The organism is Gorillibacterium massiliense (assembly GCF_000455485.1).
GTDB lineage: Bacteria > Bacillota > Bacilli > Paenibacillales > NBRC-103111 > Gorillibacterium > Gorillibacterium massiliense.
The window spans coordinates 20,281-35,273 of sequence record NZ_CBQR020000025.1 but is presented as its reverse complement, the minus strand read 5'-3'; the positions used below and the strand labels follow the sequence as shown (position 1 = coordinate 35,273).

Annotated in this window: 15 protein-coding genes and 1 riboswitch; of the genes, 3 read left to right on the top strand and 12 right to left on the bottom strand. The window is 50.4% G+C overall.

The features are described from left to right. Positions 1-12 precede the first annotated feature (12 nt). From TJ79_RS02820 to TJ79_RS02805, 4 genes are all read right to left on the bottom strand, one after another. Positions 13-1,416 (bottom strand): amino acid permease, encoded by a 1,404-nt coding sequence (locus TJ79_RS02820; protein ID WP_238322755.1) that lies wholly within the window; start codon positions 1,414-1,416, stop codon positions 13-15. Positions 1,417-1,636: 220 nt separating this feature from the next. Then, positions 1,637-1,826, bottom strand: a riboswitch (Lysine riboswitch). A 183-nt stretch (positions 1,827-2,009) separates the two neighbouring features. Next, positions 2,010-2,246, bottom strand: coding sequence for a FeoA family protein (locus TJ79_RS02815; RefSeq protein ID WP_238322745.1), 237 nt, complete (start codon positions 2,244-2,246; stop codon positions 2,010-2,012). A gap of 217 nt (positions 2,247-2,463) precedes the next feature. Beyond that, complete coding sequence (locus TJ79_RS02810) at positions 2,464-4,842, bottom strand: YcdB/YcdC domain-containing protein (RefSeq protein WP_040948772.1); 2,379 nt, start codon at positions 4,840-4,842, stop codon at positions 2,464-2,466. 38 nt (positions 4,843-4,880) lie between these two features. Continuing rightward, a complete protein-coding gene (locus TJ79_RS02805) occupies positions 4,881-6,113 on the bottom strand; it encodes a CapA family protein (RefSeq protein WP_052339192.1) in 1,233 nt (410 codons plus the stop codon). Positions 6,114-6,261: 148 nt separating this feature from the next. Here TJ79_RS02805 and xerS point away from each other — a divergent pair, with 148 nt between their 5' ends. Both xerS and TJ79_RS02795 read left to right on the top strand, forming a co-directional pair. After that, on the top strand, positions 6,262-7,347 hold the full coding sequence (xerS, locus tag TJ79_RS02800; RefSeq protein WP_040948770.1) for a tyrosine recombinase XerS: 1,086 nt from the start codon (positions 6,262-6,264) through the stop codon (positions 7,345-7,347). Between the two features lie 137 nt (positions 7,348-7,484). Beyond that, on the top strand, positions 7,485-8,780 hold the full coding sequence (locus TJ79_RS02795) for an MFS transporter (RefSeq protein ID WP_040948769.1): 1,296 nt from the start codon (positions 7,485-7,487) through the stop codon (positions 8,778-8,780). A 146-nt stretch (positions 8,781-8,926) separates the two neighbouring features. On the opposite strand, the gene TJ79_RS02790 is transcribed toward TJ79_RS02795, so the two are convergent. After that, entirely contained in the window at positions 8,927-9,808 is an 882-nt protein-coding gene (locus tag TJ79_RS02790) for a YitT family protein (protein WP_040948768.1), read from the bottom strand. A 317-nt stretch (positions 9,809-10,125) separates the two neighbouring features. Between TJ79_RS02790 and TJ79_RS02785 the strand changes: the two genes are divergently transcribed. Beyond that, positions 10,126-11,055, top strand: coding sequence for a DMT family transporter (locus TJ79_RS02785; RefSeq protein ID WP_040948767.1), 930 nt, complete (start codon positions 10,126-10,128; stop codon positions 11,053-11,055). Between the two features lie 91 nt (positions 11,056-11,146). Here the strand turns inward: TJ79_RS02785 and TJ79_RS02780 are convergent, their stop codons facing one another. The 7 genes from TJ79_RS02780 to sigY all read right to left on the bottom strand — a co-directional run bounded on the left by TJ79_RS02780 (position 11,147) and on the right by sigY (position 14,945). After that, entirely contained in the window at positions 11,147-11,806 is a 660-nt protein-coding gene (locus TJ79_RS02780) for a hypothetical protein (RefSeq protein ID WP_040948766.1), read from the bottom strand. 74 nt (positions 11,807-11,880) lie between these two features. After that, a complete protein-coding gene (locus tag TJ79_RS02775; protein WP_040948765.1) occupies positions 11,881-12,657 on the bottom strand; it encodes an ABC transporter permease in 777 nt (258 codons plus the stop codon). Beyond that, positions 12,654-13,562, bottom strand: a complete 909-nt coding sequence (locus TJ79_RS02770; protein WP_040948764.1) for an ABC transporter ATP-binding protein — start codon at positions 13,560-13,562, stop codon at positions 12,654-12,656. Before TJ79_RS02770 ends, TJ79_RS02775 begins: the two co-directional genes overlap by 4 nt. Then, entirely contained in the window at positions 13,562-13,780 is a 219-nt protein-coding gene (locus TJ79_RS02765; RefSeq protein ID WP_040948763.1) for a PLD nuclease N-terminal domain-containing protein, read from the bottom strand. The genes TJ79_RS02770 and TJ79_RS02765 overlap by 1 nt, the downstream gene beginning before the upstream one ends. Next, positions 13,773-14,006 carry a hypothetical protein gene (locus tag TJ79_RS02760; protein ID WP_040948762.1) on the bottom strand — a complete coding sequence of 78 codons (234 nt, stop codon included), beginning with the start codon at positions 14,004-14,006 and terminating at the stop codon, positions 13,773-13,775. The genes TJ79_RS02765 and TJ79_RS02760 overlap by 8 nt, the downstream gene beginning before the upstream one ends. Next, a complete protein-coding gene (locus TJ79_RS25630) occupies positions 14,003-14,410 on the bottom strand; it encodes a YxlC family protein (protein ID WP_052339191.1) in 408 nt (135 codons plus the stop codon). The genes TJ79_RS02760 and TJ79_RS25630 overlap by 4 nt, the downstream gene beginning before the upstream one ends. Continuing rightward, entirely contained in the window at positions 14,358-14,945 is a 588-nt protein-coding gene (sigY, locus tag TJ79_RS02750; protein ID WP_040948761.1) for an RNA polymerase sigma factor SigY, read from the bottom strand. The genes TJ79_RS25630 and sigY overlap by 53 nt, the downstream gene beginning before the upstream one ends. Positions 14,946-14,993 lie beyond the last annotated feature (48 nt).

Below are 14,993 nucleotides of genomic sequence, written 5' to 3'. Positions count from 1 at the left end.
AATTCCTGCGATCTATTCGTCCATCGGGTGATCGATCACGCATTCCTCCGGCTTCAACACTTTTGTCTTATATTTCCACTTGTATCCGAGCCAAAAAACGAGGAATAGCGGGATTCCGATATACGACGCTGCCAAGGTCATCCAGTCGATGCCGTCTTCGCTAAAGGCAAAATAGCCCTGTCCCACGATGACGATGGCGCACAGAATGAGGGCAAAAATCGGTCCAAAGGGGAACCATTTAGCGCGATAAGGCAGATCGGAAAGCGAATTGCCTTGGGCGAGATACGCTTTTCGGAAGCGGTAATGGCTGATGGCAATGCCCAGCCAGGCGATGAAGCCCGCCATGCCGGACGCATTCAGCAGCCAAATATAGACTTGTCCTTCACCGAAAAAGGATGCGAGAAAAGCCAGCAGTCCAAACGCGGCCGTCATGAGCAAGGCCGGGACCGGAACGCCTCTCCCGCTGAGCTTCGACAGAAACTTAGGCGCCTTTCCTTCCTTGGCGAGTACCCAAAGCATCCGGGTAGAAGCATACATCCCCGAATTCCCTGCTGAAAGCACGGAGGTTAGAATAACGGCATTCATGACCGAAGCCGCGAAGGCGATGCCGACTTTTTCGAATACGATGGTGAACGGGCTCATGGTGATTTGCTCAATGTCGCTGATCGCCAGCTTCCCGTCGTTAAAGGGAATCAACATGCCGATGACGAAAATAGCCAAAATGTAGAAAAACAGGATTCTCCAGAAAATGGTTCGGACGGCCCGGGGTACGTTTTCCTTCGGGTTTTCGCTTTCGCCGGCAGCTATGCCCACCAGCTCCGTTCCCTGGAAGGAAAAGCCTGCTGCCATAAAGACGCCTAGCACTGTCAGAAATCCCCCGTGAAAAGGAGCATCCCCTGCCGTGAAGTTGCTGAAGCCGACAGCCTTGCCTCCGACGATGCCGATAATCATGAGGACACCGACGACGATAAAGACGATAACGGTGATGATTTTGATGATGGCGAACCAATACTCTGACTCTCCGTACCCTTTGACAGAAAGCAGATTAAGGCCGAGCATAATTGCAAGGAAAAGGGCACTCCACAATATGGATGGACTGTGGGGAAACCAGTATTTCATGATCAACGTGGCGGCGGATAGTTCTGCCGCAATGGTGATCGCCCAGTTATACCAGTAGTTCCACCCGATGGCAAACCCGAAAGACGGATCGACGAACCGGGATGCATAGGTGCTGAAGGTGCCGGAGACGGGCATGTATGTTGCCATTTCTCCCAGACTTGTCACGAGGAAATAGACCATGATGCCGATCAAGAAGTAAGCTAGCAGAGCCCCTCCCGGTCCCGCGTCATGGATAGCCGTTCCGCTTGCCAGAAACAGTCCCGTTCCGATGGCTCCTCCCAATGAGATCATCGTCATGTGGCGCGCTTTTAGGCCGCGCCGGAGTTGCCCGCCCGTCCGCTCATTGGACGGTGTTACAGATTTTTGCGTCACTGCAGAAACACTCCTCATAGAATTGTGTGTTCACGTCCGGAAGGAAAGGAGTGGACAAGATGTTGAATGTGCCAGAAATAAAAAATACCGGGAAGTAATCTTCCGCGGCTCATTGTATCACTGAAACTTATCCGCATCGTGCCTTCCGAAAGATAGCGCAACATACCCGCCATGGAATAGAGCGAGTATGACAGTTCCGCTCCTTTCGGATACGGACCCAGCCTGGAGCCTGAGCAGACTCGCAAACTTCGGCGGTGATTCCATTCCCGCGGGCTCATTGGCTTGCTCTCGCCTAACCCGCCGTACTCATAATAACCGCAACCTCTACCTCATCCGTTGTCGATGAGGATTAGCTATTTAGTTGACGTAACGAAAAAAGTATAGCGTTTTCACAGTCAAAATACAAACACTAAAAGGTGAAAACTTTACACTTGGTTACATTCTTGTAGTATTAACAAGGATAAGCCATCTTATTTTTATCCGTTCACAAGAAAAAAATAAGCCCCGATTCGGGGCTGTTACGCTTTCTCAACGGTTATCCGCTCTGCCTCGCATTTGCGTATGGCAATGCGCTGTCCCATGGCATCAATAGTCATCGGTCCACCAAAAGGAAGAGCCTTTATTAATGAAACGACGGTACCTTCAACGATGCCGAGGTCGATCAAACGTCTACGTACAAGCTGGTTCATCGCTTCCAAGTTAACGATCCGCACTTTGGTTCCATTCAGGCTTTGAGCTAAGGTCATAGTAATCATCCTCTTCCGGTTGATAACGATTATCATTATAGCATGATAATAACCGATTATGCGACACAAACAATATGATTCACATCACACAATTGATAAATCTTCTCAATACGTCTGAAAACAAGCCGTTTTTCTCGCAAAAATGAAAAGAAGCCCCTTTTCAGGAGCTTCTTTTAAAACCTGCATCGAATATACCGGACTCCAAATCAGCATTAGCCGTGTTCGCTTAGTTGCCGACCACTTGATCCAGCTTGCCCTGAAGCTTCACCATATTCATTAGAACCGCCGCCGCTTCGGCTTTTGTTACGTAATCTTGCGGGCGGAAGTCCCCGCCGCTGGCGAAAATGCCCAATTGGGCTGCAAGGTATACATCCGCTTTTTTGGCGATTTTTGCAGCGTCTTGATAATTTGGCGTCACCTTCCCATTAAGCTGATCAGCCAATTTTCCATACCGTAAAATGCCGATAACGGACTCCGCTAAATCTTCCCGTGTCAGCTTTTTCTCTAAATTCGGCATTGCCGTATCCTTGGAAGGTATCCATCGGTATTGTTTAAAAGCGGAATAGGCGTTGTAATACGGGCTACTCGGGGACACCGCCTGACCATCGGTATTTTCGGCTTCCGTTACTTGTTGACCGTAATAGGAATAGTCGGGACTGAGCGCCTTGGTCATCATAACCATCCAGTCTCCCATCAGGATGGTCTCGTCAGGTTTGATCGACCCATCGGCATCCGGTTGCAAAACCCCATATTTCACCATGGCACTCAGGCTGTCGGCCGCCCAATGGCCGGCGATATCCTTCGGCTCGACACCGTTTGCATCTGATTGGGGAACGACACTCTTGCTTATCCATTTGCCGCTTACGGCATCGAGATAAGTCACGACATCGTACGGGTTATCTAGAGAACGTTCATATACGAGCTTTACCTCGTGATCGACGAATTTGGTAGTGGTGTAGTACCCACCGATGCTTAAGTAATGAAGTTTCGTTTGCAAAGCGTCCTCATACACTTTCTGCGCTTCCTCTTTCTTCATCTTGATAGCAAGCTTCGCTTCCTTTTCCCCCGGACCAGGAGTGTTGTCTGCCGAATAATTGAGGACTTTTCCCGACGAATCTACCATTACATTCACTTCTTTGCCCGATACCGGATAACCATTGAAGTAATTCCGGTACGTAAAATTGAAGCTTTCCGTGTCTGCGCTTCTCACCACCGGAACATAGCCTTTCAATTTGGTTGCCGCATCCGGATACAATCGGCTGACTAAATCGTCGGCAATGACTTGCGCTTTATCCGCGCTGATAGCCTGGGTTGACGGCTTCTCGGTTTGGGCTGCCGACTGTACGCCGGGATACGACCCGTAAAACCGCGTTTGGCTACCATTGAAAAAGCTGATAATCTGCCCTGTCAACGCATCTACGGTTGCGGAAAAGTACGCATTCGTAAACAAAGCCGGATCAGGGTTAGTCCAACTCAGAGACCAAACGGTTCGGCTCTTATCCAAATAGTACGTGCTCAAATTTTTATTCAAGCTGAAATCATCCGGTATAGAAAACACTTTTTTCACGGCTACGGCTGCTTCATCCCCGGTCAATTGACCTTTCGGCCCCGTCCCTTTCACCGCAGCGAATGGAGTTTTCGGTGCTTCGAGAGCGTATTCCCTGGGTTCGGACACGCTTTGGACCATACCCATGAAATCAATGATATCGCCGGACTTGGCATCTACTAGCATATTGCCGGCATTATCGGGTATCCAGGCGAGAATCCATTCTCTATTGGGATCTTGGGAAAAGCCAGGCTGTACATATTGGGCTGACAAGTGCAACAAACTTTTCAGCTTTTTCTCCGCGTCCTCCTTCGTTACCTTCGGAGTTGCGGAGACCGAATTATCCATCTTATAGAAACTATAATCCATCACCTTGCCATTGCCGTCCAGCGTCAAATAGATAGATTGTCCGGAATTGGGCAAGCCATTCAGCGGGACATCGAAGCTGACGCTGTAAAGCACCGGACTGAATAACGACTGGTACCGGAGATAAGATCTGCCAGGGAACTCGATTATTTTCGTGACATCGACGTTGGGCGACGCCTTTTGCACAAAGCTTTTCGCCAAATCCAAAACTTGATTGTCTGTCAGTTTGGGCGGGTAATATTGATTTTTCAATTCATCATACAGACTGCCTGACGAAAAATTGATCAAATCGCCGGTCTGGGAATCCAGCGTTGAACCGAAGCCGTAAGACCCATTGCCTCTGGTGATATTCCAATCCAATGTCCAAACGTTAGGCTGCTGTGGATAGGAATGCGGAGTGCCAAGGGTGATCTGCTGCAGCGTCGCATCCTTCAGAACATCCGGAAACAGCTTGCGCATGATCGCTTCCGCTTCTTTTTCGGATATCTTCGGCGGTAGGGATTGAACCGTTTCTACCGTTCCGGATTGCACCGTTCCCGCGGACGCGCTGCCGCTTACCGTTACTTCACCCGCTGCGATCTTAAGCATATCCTCAGGGCTCATTGCTCCTGCCGCTGCAGGCAGCAGGGTCAAGCCAAGAAGGGAAACAAGGGCTGTTTTTATGCCCATGCTGCGCCATTTGTTCACGTTCATCAATCTCATTCTCTCCTTTACCGATTGGAATCTTGCGATTACTGATCAAGGTTGGAGTCGTTTCTCGATGAATAAACAATAGATAATTCCGGCATCTTGCTGGTCATTCGATCCTCGATTTCTTTGCGCCACTTTGCTGCCCCGGGAAGCATGGTATCAGTTACCCGATCCATTTCAACCACCTGAAAGTTCCGCCAATTGTGGAAGCTGATAAAAGTCGGGGTAAACCGTACGTTTTCTATAGAGGTCGTACTCTTGTCGCCTTTTACGGTTTTGACCAAATCCACGACGGCGATGCCGCCAATCTGCCGCAAGGGTGACTTCTGCTCCTGCGCGGCGAGAAAATTGCCCAACGAATAGATAGCAAGCATCCGTTTTCCGGTTGACGAGACCACCCAATCCATCGGCTGAAGCACGTGGGGATGGGTGCCAATGACCAAATCGGCGCCAGCGTCCGCGGCGATTTGCGCCCATTTTTGCTGCTCCTGATTCTCTTCCGTCTGGTACTCAATACCGAAATGCATGCTGACGGCGACGAAATCCGCCGATTCTTTAGCAGCCGCAATGTCCTTGGCGAGCCTGTCCGGATCCAGCAGATTGACCAAATAAGGCTTGTCGGCGGGAACTGGTATGCCATTGGTGCCATAGGTATAGGCAAGAAAAGCGACCTTGATGCCGCCCCGCTCGATGATCCGCAGCCTTTGATTGTCCTCTGGGCTATCGCCGGTGCCCACGTATTCCATGCCGATTTTCCGGTACTGCCCGATGGCGCTGCGAATGGCCGCTTCTCTTCGATCCATAGTGTGATTGTTCGCCATGGACACGATATCAACACCGGCATCCTGCAAAGCGTCGCCAATCTCAAATGGACTGTTGAAGCAGGGATAATCCGACAACCCAAGCCCCTCGCCGCCCATCATACTTTCCTGATTGGCGAAGGTGATATCCACTGCCGCCAAAATCGGCTTCACCTGCCGCAGCATCGGCTTAAAATCAAATCCCCCCTTCGTCTTCGCGTCCTTCCAAACCGATCCGTGCAGCAGCACGTCGCCGATTGCCGCCAGGCTGACCCGGCTTTCTTTCTCCTGCTCTTCCTTGACCGTCGGAACAGTAGACGGGCTTGCTGCCGGTGTTGCAAGTGCTGCACTGGCCGCCGTCTCAGCAGAATTCCCGTTCTTGGTAGCTTTCGCGTTCACGGCGCATCCTGCCGTAAGCAGCACAAACAGAAGCAAAAGCATGATGCCTGAGCTTAATCTTGACTTACTCTTCACTTTACAAGATCTCCCCATTTCTTCTCTCTCTCAAGGTGTTAGACGAATAAACATGGGCAAAGTTTCAGACTTCTGGAAAAAATGTGCTTTTTCTGCTTCCGCGCTATAATGTACAATCAGATCAGGCGAAAAAAAGGAGACTTGGCGCATGAACATCATCAAAGTAAAAGACCGAGAGACGCTGGAGAAGAAGATCCCCGAGATGCCCTGGTACGTCGAAAAATTCATCAACTACAAGCTGCCGGACCTGTCTCCCTCCTCGCTCCTCGAGTACGTACGGGACTACGAAACATTCCTCTCCTTTCTTCTTGCCGAAGGACTAGCGGAGGGTGAGCGGGTCCGCGACGTTCCCATCGAGGTTTTAGAGCGGCTGCACATGGAAACCATCGATCATTTCCGCATGCATCTGGCCTCCAAAAAGGACGGCGCCAATACGAAAACAACCATATCCCGTAAGCTTTCCTCCTTGCGCTCGCTTTTTCATTATTTGAGCCAGATTGCCGAGGATGACGACTTCTACCCTCTCTTAAAACGCAACGTGATGGCCAAAGTTGAGATCAAGCGCACCCATAAACCGAAGGATACCGCCGCCAAGCTGGAGGGCAAGTTGCTGCAGGAGCACGAAATCGCCGATTTTATCCATTACATAGCTGACGGCTACCGTGAGGATGTCGCTACCAATAAACAAGCGCTCTACTTCCATGAATTGAATAAAGTGAGAGATTGCTGCATCGTCAGCTTGATATTGAATTCGGGGCTGCGGGTATCAGAGGTTATCAACTTGAACGTGGATGACTTGGATCTGAAGAAAAAGCTCGTTCATGTCTACCGCAAAGGTAAAAACGACGACACCTTCAAGACGCCTGTCTATTTTCGCATGGATGCCCTTGAGGATCTGACCCGTTACTTGGAACAGCGTTCTGTCCATTATAAGGCGCCAAAAAAAGAAAAAGCGCTGTTCCTCGCCATTCCCAACGGGGAACAGGCCGGAAAGCGCATGACAAAGCGGGCGATTCAGGAAATGGTGATCAAATATGCCAAGCGTTTCGGCAAACCTTTTCTATCGGTCCACAAGCTCCGCCATTCCTTTGCTACCGATTACTATTTGCAAAATGACCTATACCGTACCCAGGAGCAATTAGGACACGCTTCTCCGGACACGACGCAGATCTATGCCCATCTGACGGACAAAACCATGTCAACCGCCATCGATAAACGTCGCGACGAGGAATAAAACGGCTGAACTCCCGCCAATTCACCAAATCGTATTCTTATTATTGCCACAAACTGCATAGCCTCCCGGTGATGAACCTGTTATTATAAAAAGATTGGCCCCAATGCTTTGATTTGCACAACATGAGGTGACCTGCTGTGGATGCGGCGAATCGGCTGCTCAGACAAAACGTCAAAAACAACTTTAAAACCGGTATCTTTTGGGCGCTCGGCTTCAACTTCACGACGCCCTTTTTCGCTGTTGTCGCCGCACGTTTCGGCGCAACCAACACCCATTACGCTCTGTTGAATTCTGTTCCCGCCTTGCTTACGATTCTTTCAACTATTCCCGCTTCGTCTATCATTGAGCGCTTCCGCCACCAGAAGCGGATCTCGGCAGGCTTCTTGCTGCTCAGCAGGCTCTGTTACCTGTTGATCGCTCTCCTGCCGCTCTTGCCCTTCGACAGCAGGATAACCGGATTGATCTTGCTTGTTGGCATATTCAATGCCACCAGCTCCATTGTCAGCGTTTGCTGGCAGGCGATGATCGGGGAAATCATTCCACTGAAATACCGCAACAAAGTATTCGCCAAACGGAATTTTTGGAATACGCTAACCGGTATGGCCGCTACCCTTTTGGCCGGCTTTTATATCGACAGTCTTCCCTTCCCTATCGGTTACCAATCTATCTATATTCTAGGCTTTGTCGCTGCTATTTTTGAAACTTGGTATTTTTTGCGGCTTAGGGTTCCCAGCGAGGAAAGCGAACTGGCCATCCAAAGAAAAGCCGGGGAAGTCGTGCGCGGCGTTTCTCTAACGACCAGGTTAAAGGAATTTATCGGTGGCTATCGGTTTCAGGCGGACCGATCCTTCTATCTCTTCTGCCTCTGCTCGGTTATCTTCAACTTTACCTGGATTGCGGCTTGGCCGATCTTCACGAAAGTAAAAGTCGATATTTTGCATGCCAGCAACTTCTGGATCAGCATCGATACCGTTGCCGGCGCGTTAGGCTCGTTGATGGCCTTCGCCCTGTGGGCGCGCCACGCCGATTGGAAAGGAAACGGCCATACGGTCTTCCTCTCCACCTTGCTCATGTCCATGAATCCGCTCATGTGGCTGCTCGCGCATAACATGGTGTGGGTCAGCTTCATCGATATGGCAGGCGGTCTGGTTACGGCAGGGTATACCCAGTCCAGCTTCAACCGCTTGTTGGAACTGGCGCCAAAGGATGCTCGGCAAAAAGCCCTCGCCTTCTACACCAGCATCACCCAAATCTCCGCTATCATCGCTCCGCTTGTCGGTATGCGGGTCTACGAGATGATCGGGTATGAGAAAATGATGATCGTGACCACGGGGGTCCGCTTAGTAGCAGCCGTATCCTTCCTTCTGATTTTGTACCCTGCCGGTGCCGGGTTTGCCCGTAAAGCCGCCAGCCGCTTTAAACGCAACGGATAACCAACCATCAAGGATAAATTATAGTGCCAAACCTATATATTCTTTCTTATGAAGAGAAAAATCCGGACACATCCGACTCCATTGGGCGCGAGGCCTGAAACGGGGAGTCGATGCTGTCCGGATTTTTTATATGCCAACGATTCGATTTAGTGGATATCTTTCTTCTTGAAGCGGCCGCCTTTTACATCGTGGATATTTCCGATTGCTAAAAACGCGTTGGGATCCCAGTCGTCTACGATGGATTTAAGCTTAGCTTCCTCCAGCCGGTTGATGACGGTGAAGATGACTTTTTTCCCGTTGCCGGTATAAGCCCCTTCCCCTTTGAGAAAGGTTGCGCCGCGGCCCAGCCGTTGTGTCAGCGCCTTGCCGATTTCCTCGTTCTTCTCGCTGATGATCCACACCGATTTCGACTGATCCAGCCCTTCAATGGTAATATCGATCACCTTAATGGCGATATAGTAGGCAATCAAGGAGTACATAGCGTGGTCAAAGCCGAATACGAAGCTGGCGCTGCCTAAAATGAAAATATTGATGAACATGACGATTTCGCCTACGGAAAAAGGCGTTTTTTTGCTGATGAGGATAGCTACGATTTCGGTACCGTCCAAAGAGCCGCCTGAGCGGATGACGAGGCCGACCCCGGCACCAAGAATGATGCCGCCGAAAACAGCGGAGAGCAAAGGGTCGAGAGTAAGAGGTTGAACCGGAATGAGGAGCGTTGTGCCGATGGACATCAGCAATACGGCGAAAAGCGTAGAAATCGCGAAGGTTTTGCCGATTTGCTTATAACCAAGGAAAAGAAACGGCAGGTTCAATAAGGATAGAAAAATGCCCAACGGCCAGGCGGTTTCATGAGAGAGAATAATGGAAATCCCTGTGATGCCGCCATCGATGATGTTATTGGGAACCAGGAAAATCTCGAGTGCTACTGAAACGAGGGCTGCCCCGAAAGTAAGGCTGAGAATACGGATGAACAGCTCCCATCGGGACAGTTTGCGGTGTTGTCGGATTGTCGTTACGTCTTCCATCGACTCACTCCTTCTTTCATGGTCTATATTAAAAGCATACCATGTTTAGCAAACCATTAAAACCCTTAATTTCATTTTAAAAAATCTCCGAAAATGCCGGAAAACAATCGATTACGATGATTTTCTGGTTAATTTCCAATTGACAGGCAAAAACATAGTTGGTTGCAGTTCAAACGTTGTCGATTTTGTGAAGTTACAGCCGATTTTTGCGCTTGCCTGGGAAATACAAAGGACTGTTATTTCCACAGCCCTCTGGACAATTCCCTTAGCTCATGTATAATAATTAAGTTTTCATACCATCTCGGAGTTGATCGATCATGTCTGTTCGCACGAAACCGTCCACTATAACCTTAAGTCTGCTGTTGCTAGTGGGGATTATCGCCATTTCCTTTTCCTCCATCTTCATCCGCTGGTCGGCTGCTCCCATATCCGTCATTGCCATGTACCGCCTGTATCTGACCAATTTGATCATGCTGCCTTTTCTGATCAAATTTTGGCCGGAGATCAAAGCCATTCCTCTTCGCAACTGGCTCTTGCTGCTGGTAACAGGTGCAGCTCTGGGCGTCCATTTCCTCTTCTGGATGAGTTCTCTACGCTATACGTCCGTAGCGAGTTCAACAGCCATTCTTTCTCTGGAGCCTGTCCTGGTGCTGCTGGGCTCCATTCTCGCCTTCCGGCAGCGCAATCATCCCCTGGTTGTTGTAGGCATGATCGTAGCGGTAATCGGAACCGCGCTTATCGGCTGGGGCGATTTCGGTTTGTCCGCCCGCTATTTACAGGGGGATGTTCTCTCTTTGCTTGGCACGGCTGCAGTAGCGGTTCACATGCTCTTGGGACAAAAGCTGCGCGCAACCATGTCCGCTTACGTTTACAGCTTCTTTTCCTTTTTTATGGCGGCAAATGTGTTGGCTCTTTATAATCTCATTCTTGGCTACTCCTTTGGTGGCTATTCTGCCCGGGAGTGGGGGATTTTTGCACTCCTTGCTATTATCCCTACCCTCATCGGCCATTATCTCTTCAATTGGCTGCTTAAGTACATGAAAGCCTCTTCGGTTTCCATGAGCATACTAGGCGAGCCTGTCGGCTCGACGATCCTTGCCTATTTCATGCTGAAAGAATCGGTTCCCATCATTACCGGGGTAGCAGCCCTGCTTCTGCTCCTTGGCGTTTGGCTGTTCATGAAGGGCGGAGAACGGGAAAAAATCAACCTTCGTGAACCAGAAGCGGCACAGGAACAAATCGCCTAAATTGACCAAACAAAAAGCCGGAAGCGCAGATGCGCCGCCGGCTATTTTTAATGGAGAGTATGAATTTCATGTGCTTAAAAGCTACGACCGCTTATCCTTCAGCTTTCACGGTGCTAGCTTCTTTAATTTTGTACAGCCCTTGTATCAATCCGTCAGACGGGTCGCGGTTCATCAGATAAAAAGCGATCAACAAGTGCAGAGGCATCGCCACCACGTTGTTGCCTGCGGTAATGGTAGGGAATCCTGCTTCAAGCACGGGACCATGCTCGGGATGCAAATCCAGGTCTACATGCACCTCTTCCGGTGCAAACTCTTCGCGGACGCTGGTGGCACAATGAGGAACAATCACATTATCTACAAGGTGTTTGAACTCTTCTTCCGTTTGCGGCGGAGCAGGCAGCGGTCTTGGTGTTTCTTCCCGCAGCATATCAACAAAGAAAGAAGAAACCCAAAGTACCGGATTGCTATTATTGCGGAACTGGTGGATCAATTCATTCAAAAAGAATCCGGTTGCGTAAGATTTTCCGTCCTTCGCCAAGGAATAGGCTAATAGCGGTCCATACGCAGCATGCCGAGCGACCTGCCCTTCCACTTTGCACTCGGGAAACTGGTTTTGTAGAAGATCGCGGATCGATTGAAACCAGGTGTTTATCGCTTCTACTTCTTCTTTGGAAATTGTATTTTGGTCATGTTGTTCGTTTTCGTTTTGTGTATTTTGTTCATTTTGTCCGTCGTTTTGATTAGTCGTCATTCATTCTCACTCCTCATTCCCCTATTGTACACGAATGAGGACAAAGGAGCCAACTATTAAAAAGCCAGGATAGATCAGCTGGCAACCGGCTCCTTACGACGTAAAACCGCAACGGTTCCAGCAAGAAGGACCACAATGAAGAGGATTGCCGTCACTAAAGGCAATGTTACATGAGCTCCCACATGACCCTCATTAATAAACGAATAGGCATGGGAGGTCAATTGAGAAGGACTCCATTTCATGAAACGCGGTAGCGAGCTGGACACGACGGACAACACGATGGCAAATAACAGGGAAACCCCAGCCGCAGCCGCCCCGGAGCGTAATATCCCGCTCATCAACAGTGTAGCCGTTACGACAACGGTGATCCATAAACCGTATATAAGAGATCCGAGGATGACGTTGGCAAAGCTGATAGTCGATACCAGCTGAACGGTGTAATACCAGGCGCCAATCATTCCCAGCAAAAACGAAGACCAGGCCAACACCACAGCCGCAGCCCATTTGGACAGAATGTACGATGTGCGGGAGATCGGCTTAACCAGCAAATTAGCCGCCATGCCGGAAGCTCTTTCTCCGGACAACGCACTCATGACCGCCAAAGCTAAAATGAGCAATCCGACTTGTCCGAAATTCCCTAGCGTCTTTACCATCACGTCCGCCGCTGTAGGAGTGGGAAACGTAAAGCTCTCGGGCATATCTCCCGAAGCCTTGATAATCTCCGGAAGGAAATACGTGGTTACGGGCTGCATGATCCCCAGCAAGAGAAATACGATGGGCACCCACAGCATTTTGAAATTGCGACGCATTTCCATAAGTTCTTTACCAAATAGAACCAGCCATGTTTTCATTGGGTCACCGCCTTCAGGAATACATCTTCCAGCGTCGTATAAGCAGCTTCAAAGCGGATGACAGGCACGTCTTTTGCCGTCAAATCCGCCAGCAACACCCGCCGCGCCTCCACCGGATCGGTTACGCTGATGACGGCGGCGCTGCCTGAATATTCCACATGTTTGATAAAAGGCAACTGGCGGATGCTCTCCACCCAATTCGAAGTCGCATCGTCTGCGTCCACAATGAGTATAGGGCTGCGGTGCTCCCGGCGTATTTCGTCGAGAGATCCGGCCAGAACGAGGCTGCCGTTTTTCATAATGAGGATATCGTCGCTCAGCTGTTCCGCATCGTGAAGAACGTGAGTGGAAAACAGCAGCGTCGTCTCTCCTTTAATCCGGTTCATCAGCTCCAGCACTTCCCGTCTGCCTACAGGATCAAGCGCTGAAACCGGCTCATCCAATATCAGCAGCTTCGGACTATGGATCAGCGCTTGAGCGAAACCAAGGCGCTGCTTCATGCCCCCGGAATAACCGCCAATTCGGCGATTGCGGGCATCCTTCAGACCCATCAGCTCCAGTAGCTCATCTGTGCGTTTACGGAAACTGGCGGGCTTCATGCCATATAGCTTGGCGGTGAAATGAAGATACTCCTTCCCGGTCATCCAATTGAAGAAAACGGGAGTTTGTGGGAGATAGCCGATTTGCTCCCTGCGGTCCTTCCCTTCGAGTCCGGCGAAGACAATGTCTCCCTTGGTAGGCGTCAACAAGCCGGTCAGCATGTTGAGCGTCGTCGTTTTGCCTGCACCGTTCGGACCGAGCAAAGCTGTGCATTTCCCCGGCGCAAGGGAAAAGGATATGCGGTCCACGGCAACGGTATTGCCGAAATGTTTTCCTAAATTGTCTACACGAATGATCGGCTCCATTAGTCCCTTCTTCTGCCGGCGACAAAATAGGCTACCGGCCCAAAAATATTAATCGCCAAAATAACCAAAGCCCAGGCCCATTTCGGCCCTCTTGTCCGTTCACTGCGGATGCAATCGACTAGCGCGACGATCATCAGAACCATTTGCAAGATGAACAAAGGCAGAAAAAGCTGCCAATGGTCGCTTAGAAAGGTTTGTAGATCGGACGATTTATTCATTTTCATTCCCCCTTAACTTGGATAGTAGCCTAGCTCCCGCCTTTCGTACGACAAATAGATAAACGACGAAGGGAGTCGGGCATTGAATCAATCCCCAAATGCCCCATAACCACGGATAACGGCTTCTCCCGCGGGCATCGAGAAACAACCACGTTCCCTGACCGAGAAGCAGAACGCCTACCAGAATGATCGCCCAGAGGGGAAGGGCGTTCGTCTGTTCCGTCACCTGCGATCCACCCGCTTTCCCCGCCGATCTGTCTTGCGGGTAAGGGCCCCCAGCAATGCAAGCAACGGCACAAGGAGGACCGTCCCCTGTACGGCGAGAAGGGATGCGGGCAGATTCATATACAATGCGATGCTCGCGGCGATAATCACCATACCCATGGCGAGAAAAAGAACAAGCTCTCGCTTCAACTTGCGGCGTTCCACCTGCTTGTGCTCTTCCAGTGCTTGCTGCAGGCTCATGACGTCCGGTTCGGAGGCCATGTACATATCGTCAAACTTTTGCAGCCCGTCTATCAAGCGCTTTTCCAAAATGTCGTCTTTCGTCAGCATCTCTTCACGCCGGGAGCCGACTTCAGCGGCTTTTGGCATCGCGGAGACGGATGTCTGGTTCTTTTTCCGGCTCATGAAGAGTCAGCTCCTTTCGCAAATGGCTAAGACCGGCATGAATCCGGGATTTCACAGTTCCTTCGGGAATGTCCATCATATCGGCGATCTCCCGTTGGGTAAAGCCGTAATAATGTTTCAGAACGACGGGCATCCGGGTTTCCTCCGGCATTCGGCTGAGGGCGTCGAGTACATCGGACCATTCCCCGCCGGCCGCTGTCAGCCGCCACTTCATGCTCTCCGGAGAAGGTTCGGACATGCGGCGTTTTTCTTTCTCCAGCCATATCCATTCCCTCTTCTTGCGCCTTTGTGCGTCCAAATATACCCGGGTCGCGACAGCGATCAGCCAGGAAGAAAACTTGGCCCTTCCGTCAAATTGGCGGATTCTATCGACGGCCTTCAGCATCGTTTCCTGGGCAAGATCTTCCGCAGCGTTTGGGTTCATCGTCACCTTCGCCAAATACTTCAAAAGAAAGGAATAGTTCGCGCTGAGCAATTCGGACAACGACTTCGTATCTCCGCCTTTAGCCCGCTTGACCAAGTCCTGTTCATCCATCTGTTCGACTCCCTGTTTTTTTCCCTCTAGCGATAAGACGCCCGGGAG

Coding starts and splice junctions, on each gene's coding strand:
- TJ79_RS02820 (WP_238322755.1), bottom strand. CDS start 1,416: ATGACGATGATCTCATTGGGAGGAGCCATCGGAACGGGACTGTTTCTG.
- TJ79_RS02815 (WP_238322745.1), bottom strand. CDS start 2,246: ATGATTACTATGACCTTAGCTCAAAGCCTGAATGGAACCAAAGTGCGG.
- TJ79_RS02810 (WP_040948772.1), bottom strand. CDS start 4,842: ATGAACGTGAACAAATGGCGCAGCATGGGCATAAAAACAGCCCTTGTT.
- xerS (WP_040948770.1), top strand. CDS start 6,262: ATGAACATCATCAAAGTAAAAGACCGAGAGACGCTGGAGAAGAAGATC.
- TJ79_RS02790 (WP_040948768.1), bottom strand. CDS start 9,808: ATGGAAGACGTAACGACAATCCGACAACACCGCAAACTGTCCCGATGG.
- TJ79_RS02785 (WP_040948767.1), top strand. CDS start 10,126: ATGTCTGTTCGCACGAAACCGTCCACTATAACCTTAAGTCTGCTGTTG.
- TJ79_RS02780 (WP_040948766.1), bottom strand. CDS start 11,806: ATGACGACTAATCAAAACGACGGACAAAATGAACAAAATACACAAAAC.
- TJ79_RS02775 (WP_040948765.1), bottom strand. CDS start 12,657: ATGAAAACATGGCTGGTTCTATTTGGTAAAGAACTTATGGAAATGCGT.
- TJ79_RS02770 (WP_040948764.1), bottom strand. CDS start 13,562: ATGGAGCCGATCATTCGTGTAGACAATTTAGGAAAACATTTCGGCAAT.
- TJ79_RS02765 (WP_040948763.1), bottom strand. CDS start 13,780: ATGAATAAATCGTCCGATCTACAAACCTTTCTAAGCGACCATTGGCAG.
- TJ79_RS25630 (WP_052339191.1), bottom strand. CDS start 14,410: ATGAGCCGGAAAAAGAACCAGACATCCGTCTCCGCGATGCCAAAAGCC.
- sigY (WP_040948761.1), bottom strand. CDS start 14,945: ATGGATGAACAGGACTTGGTCAAGCGGGCTAAAGGCGGAGATACGAAG.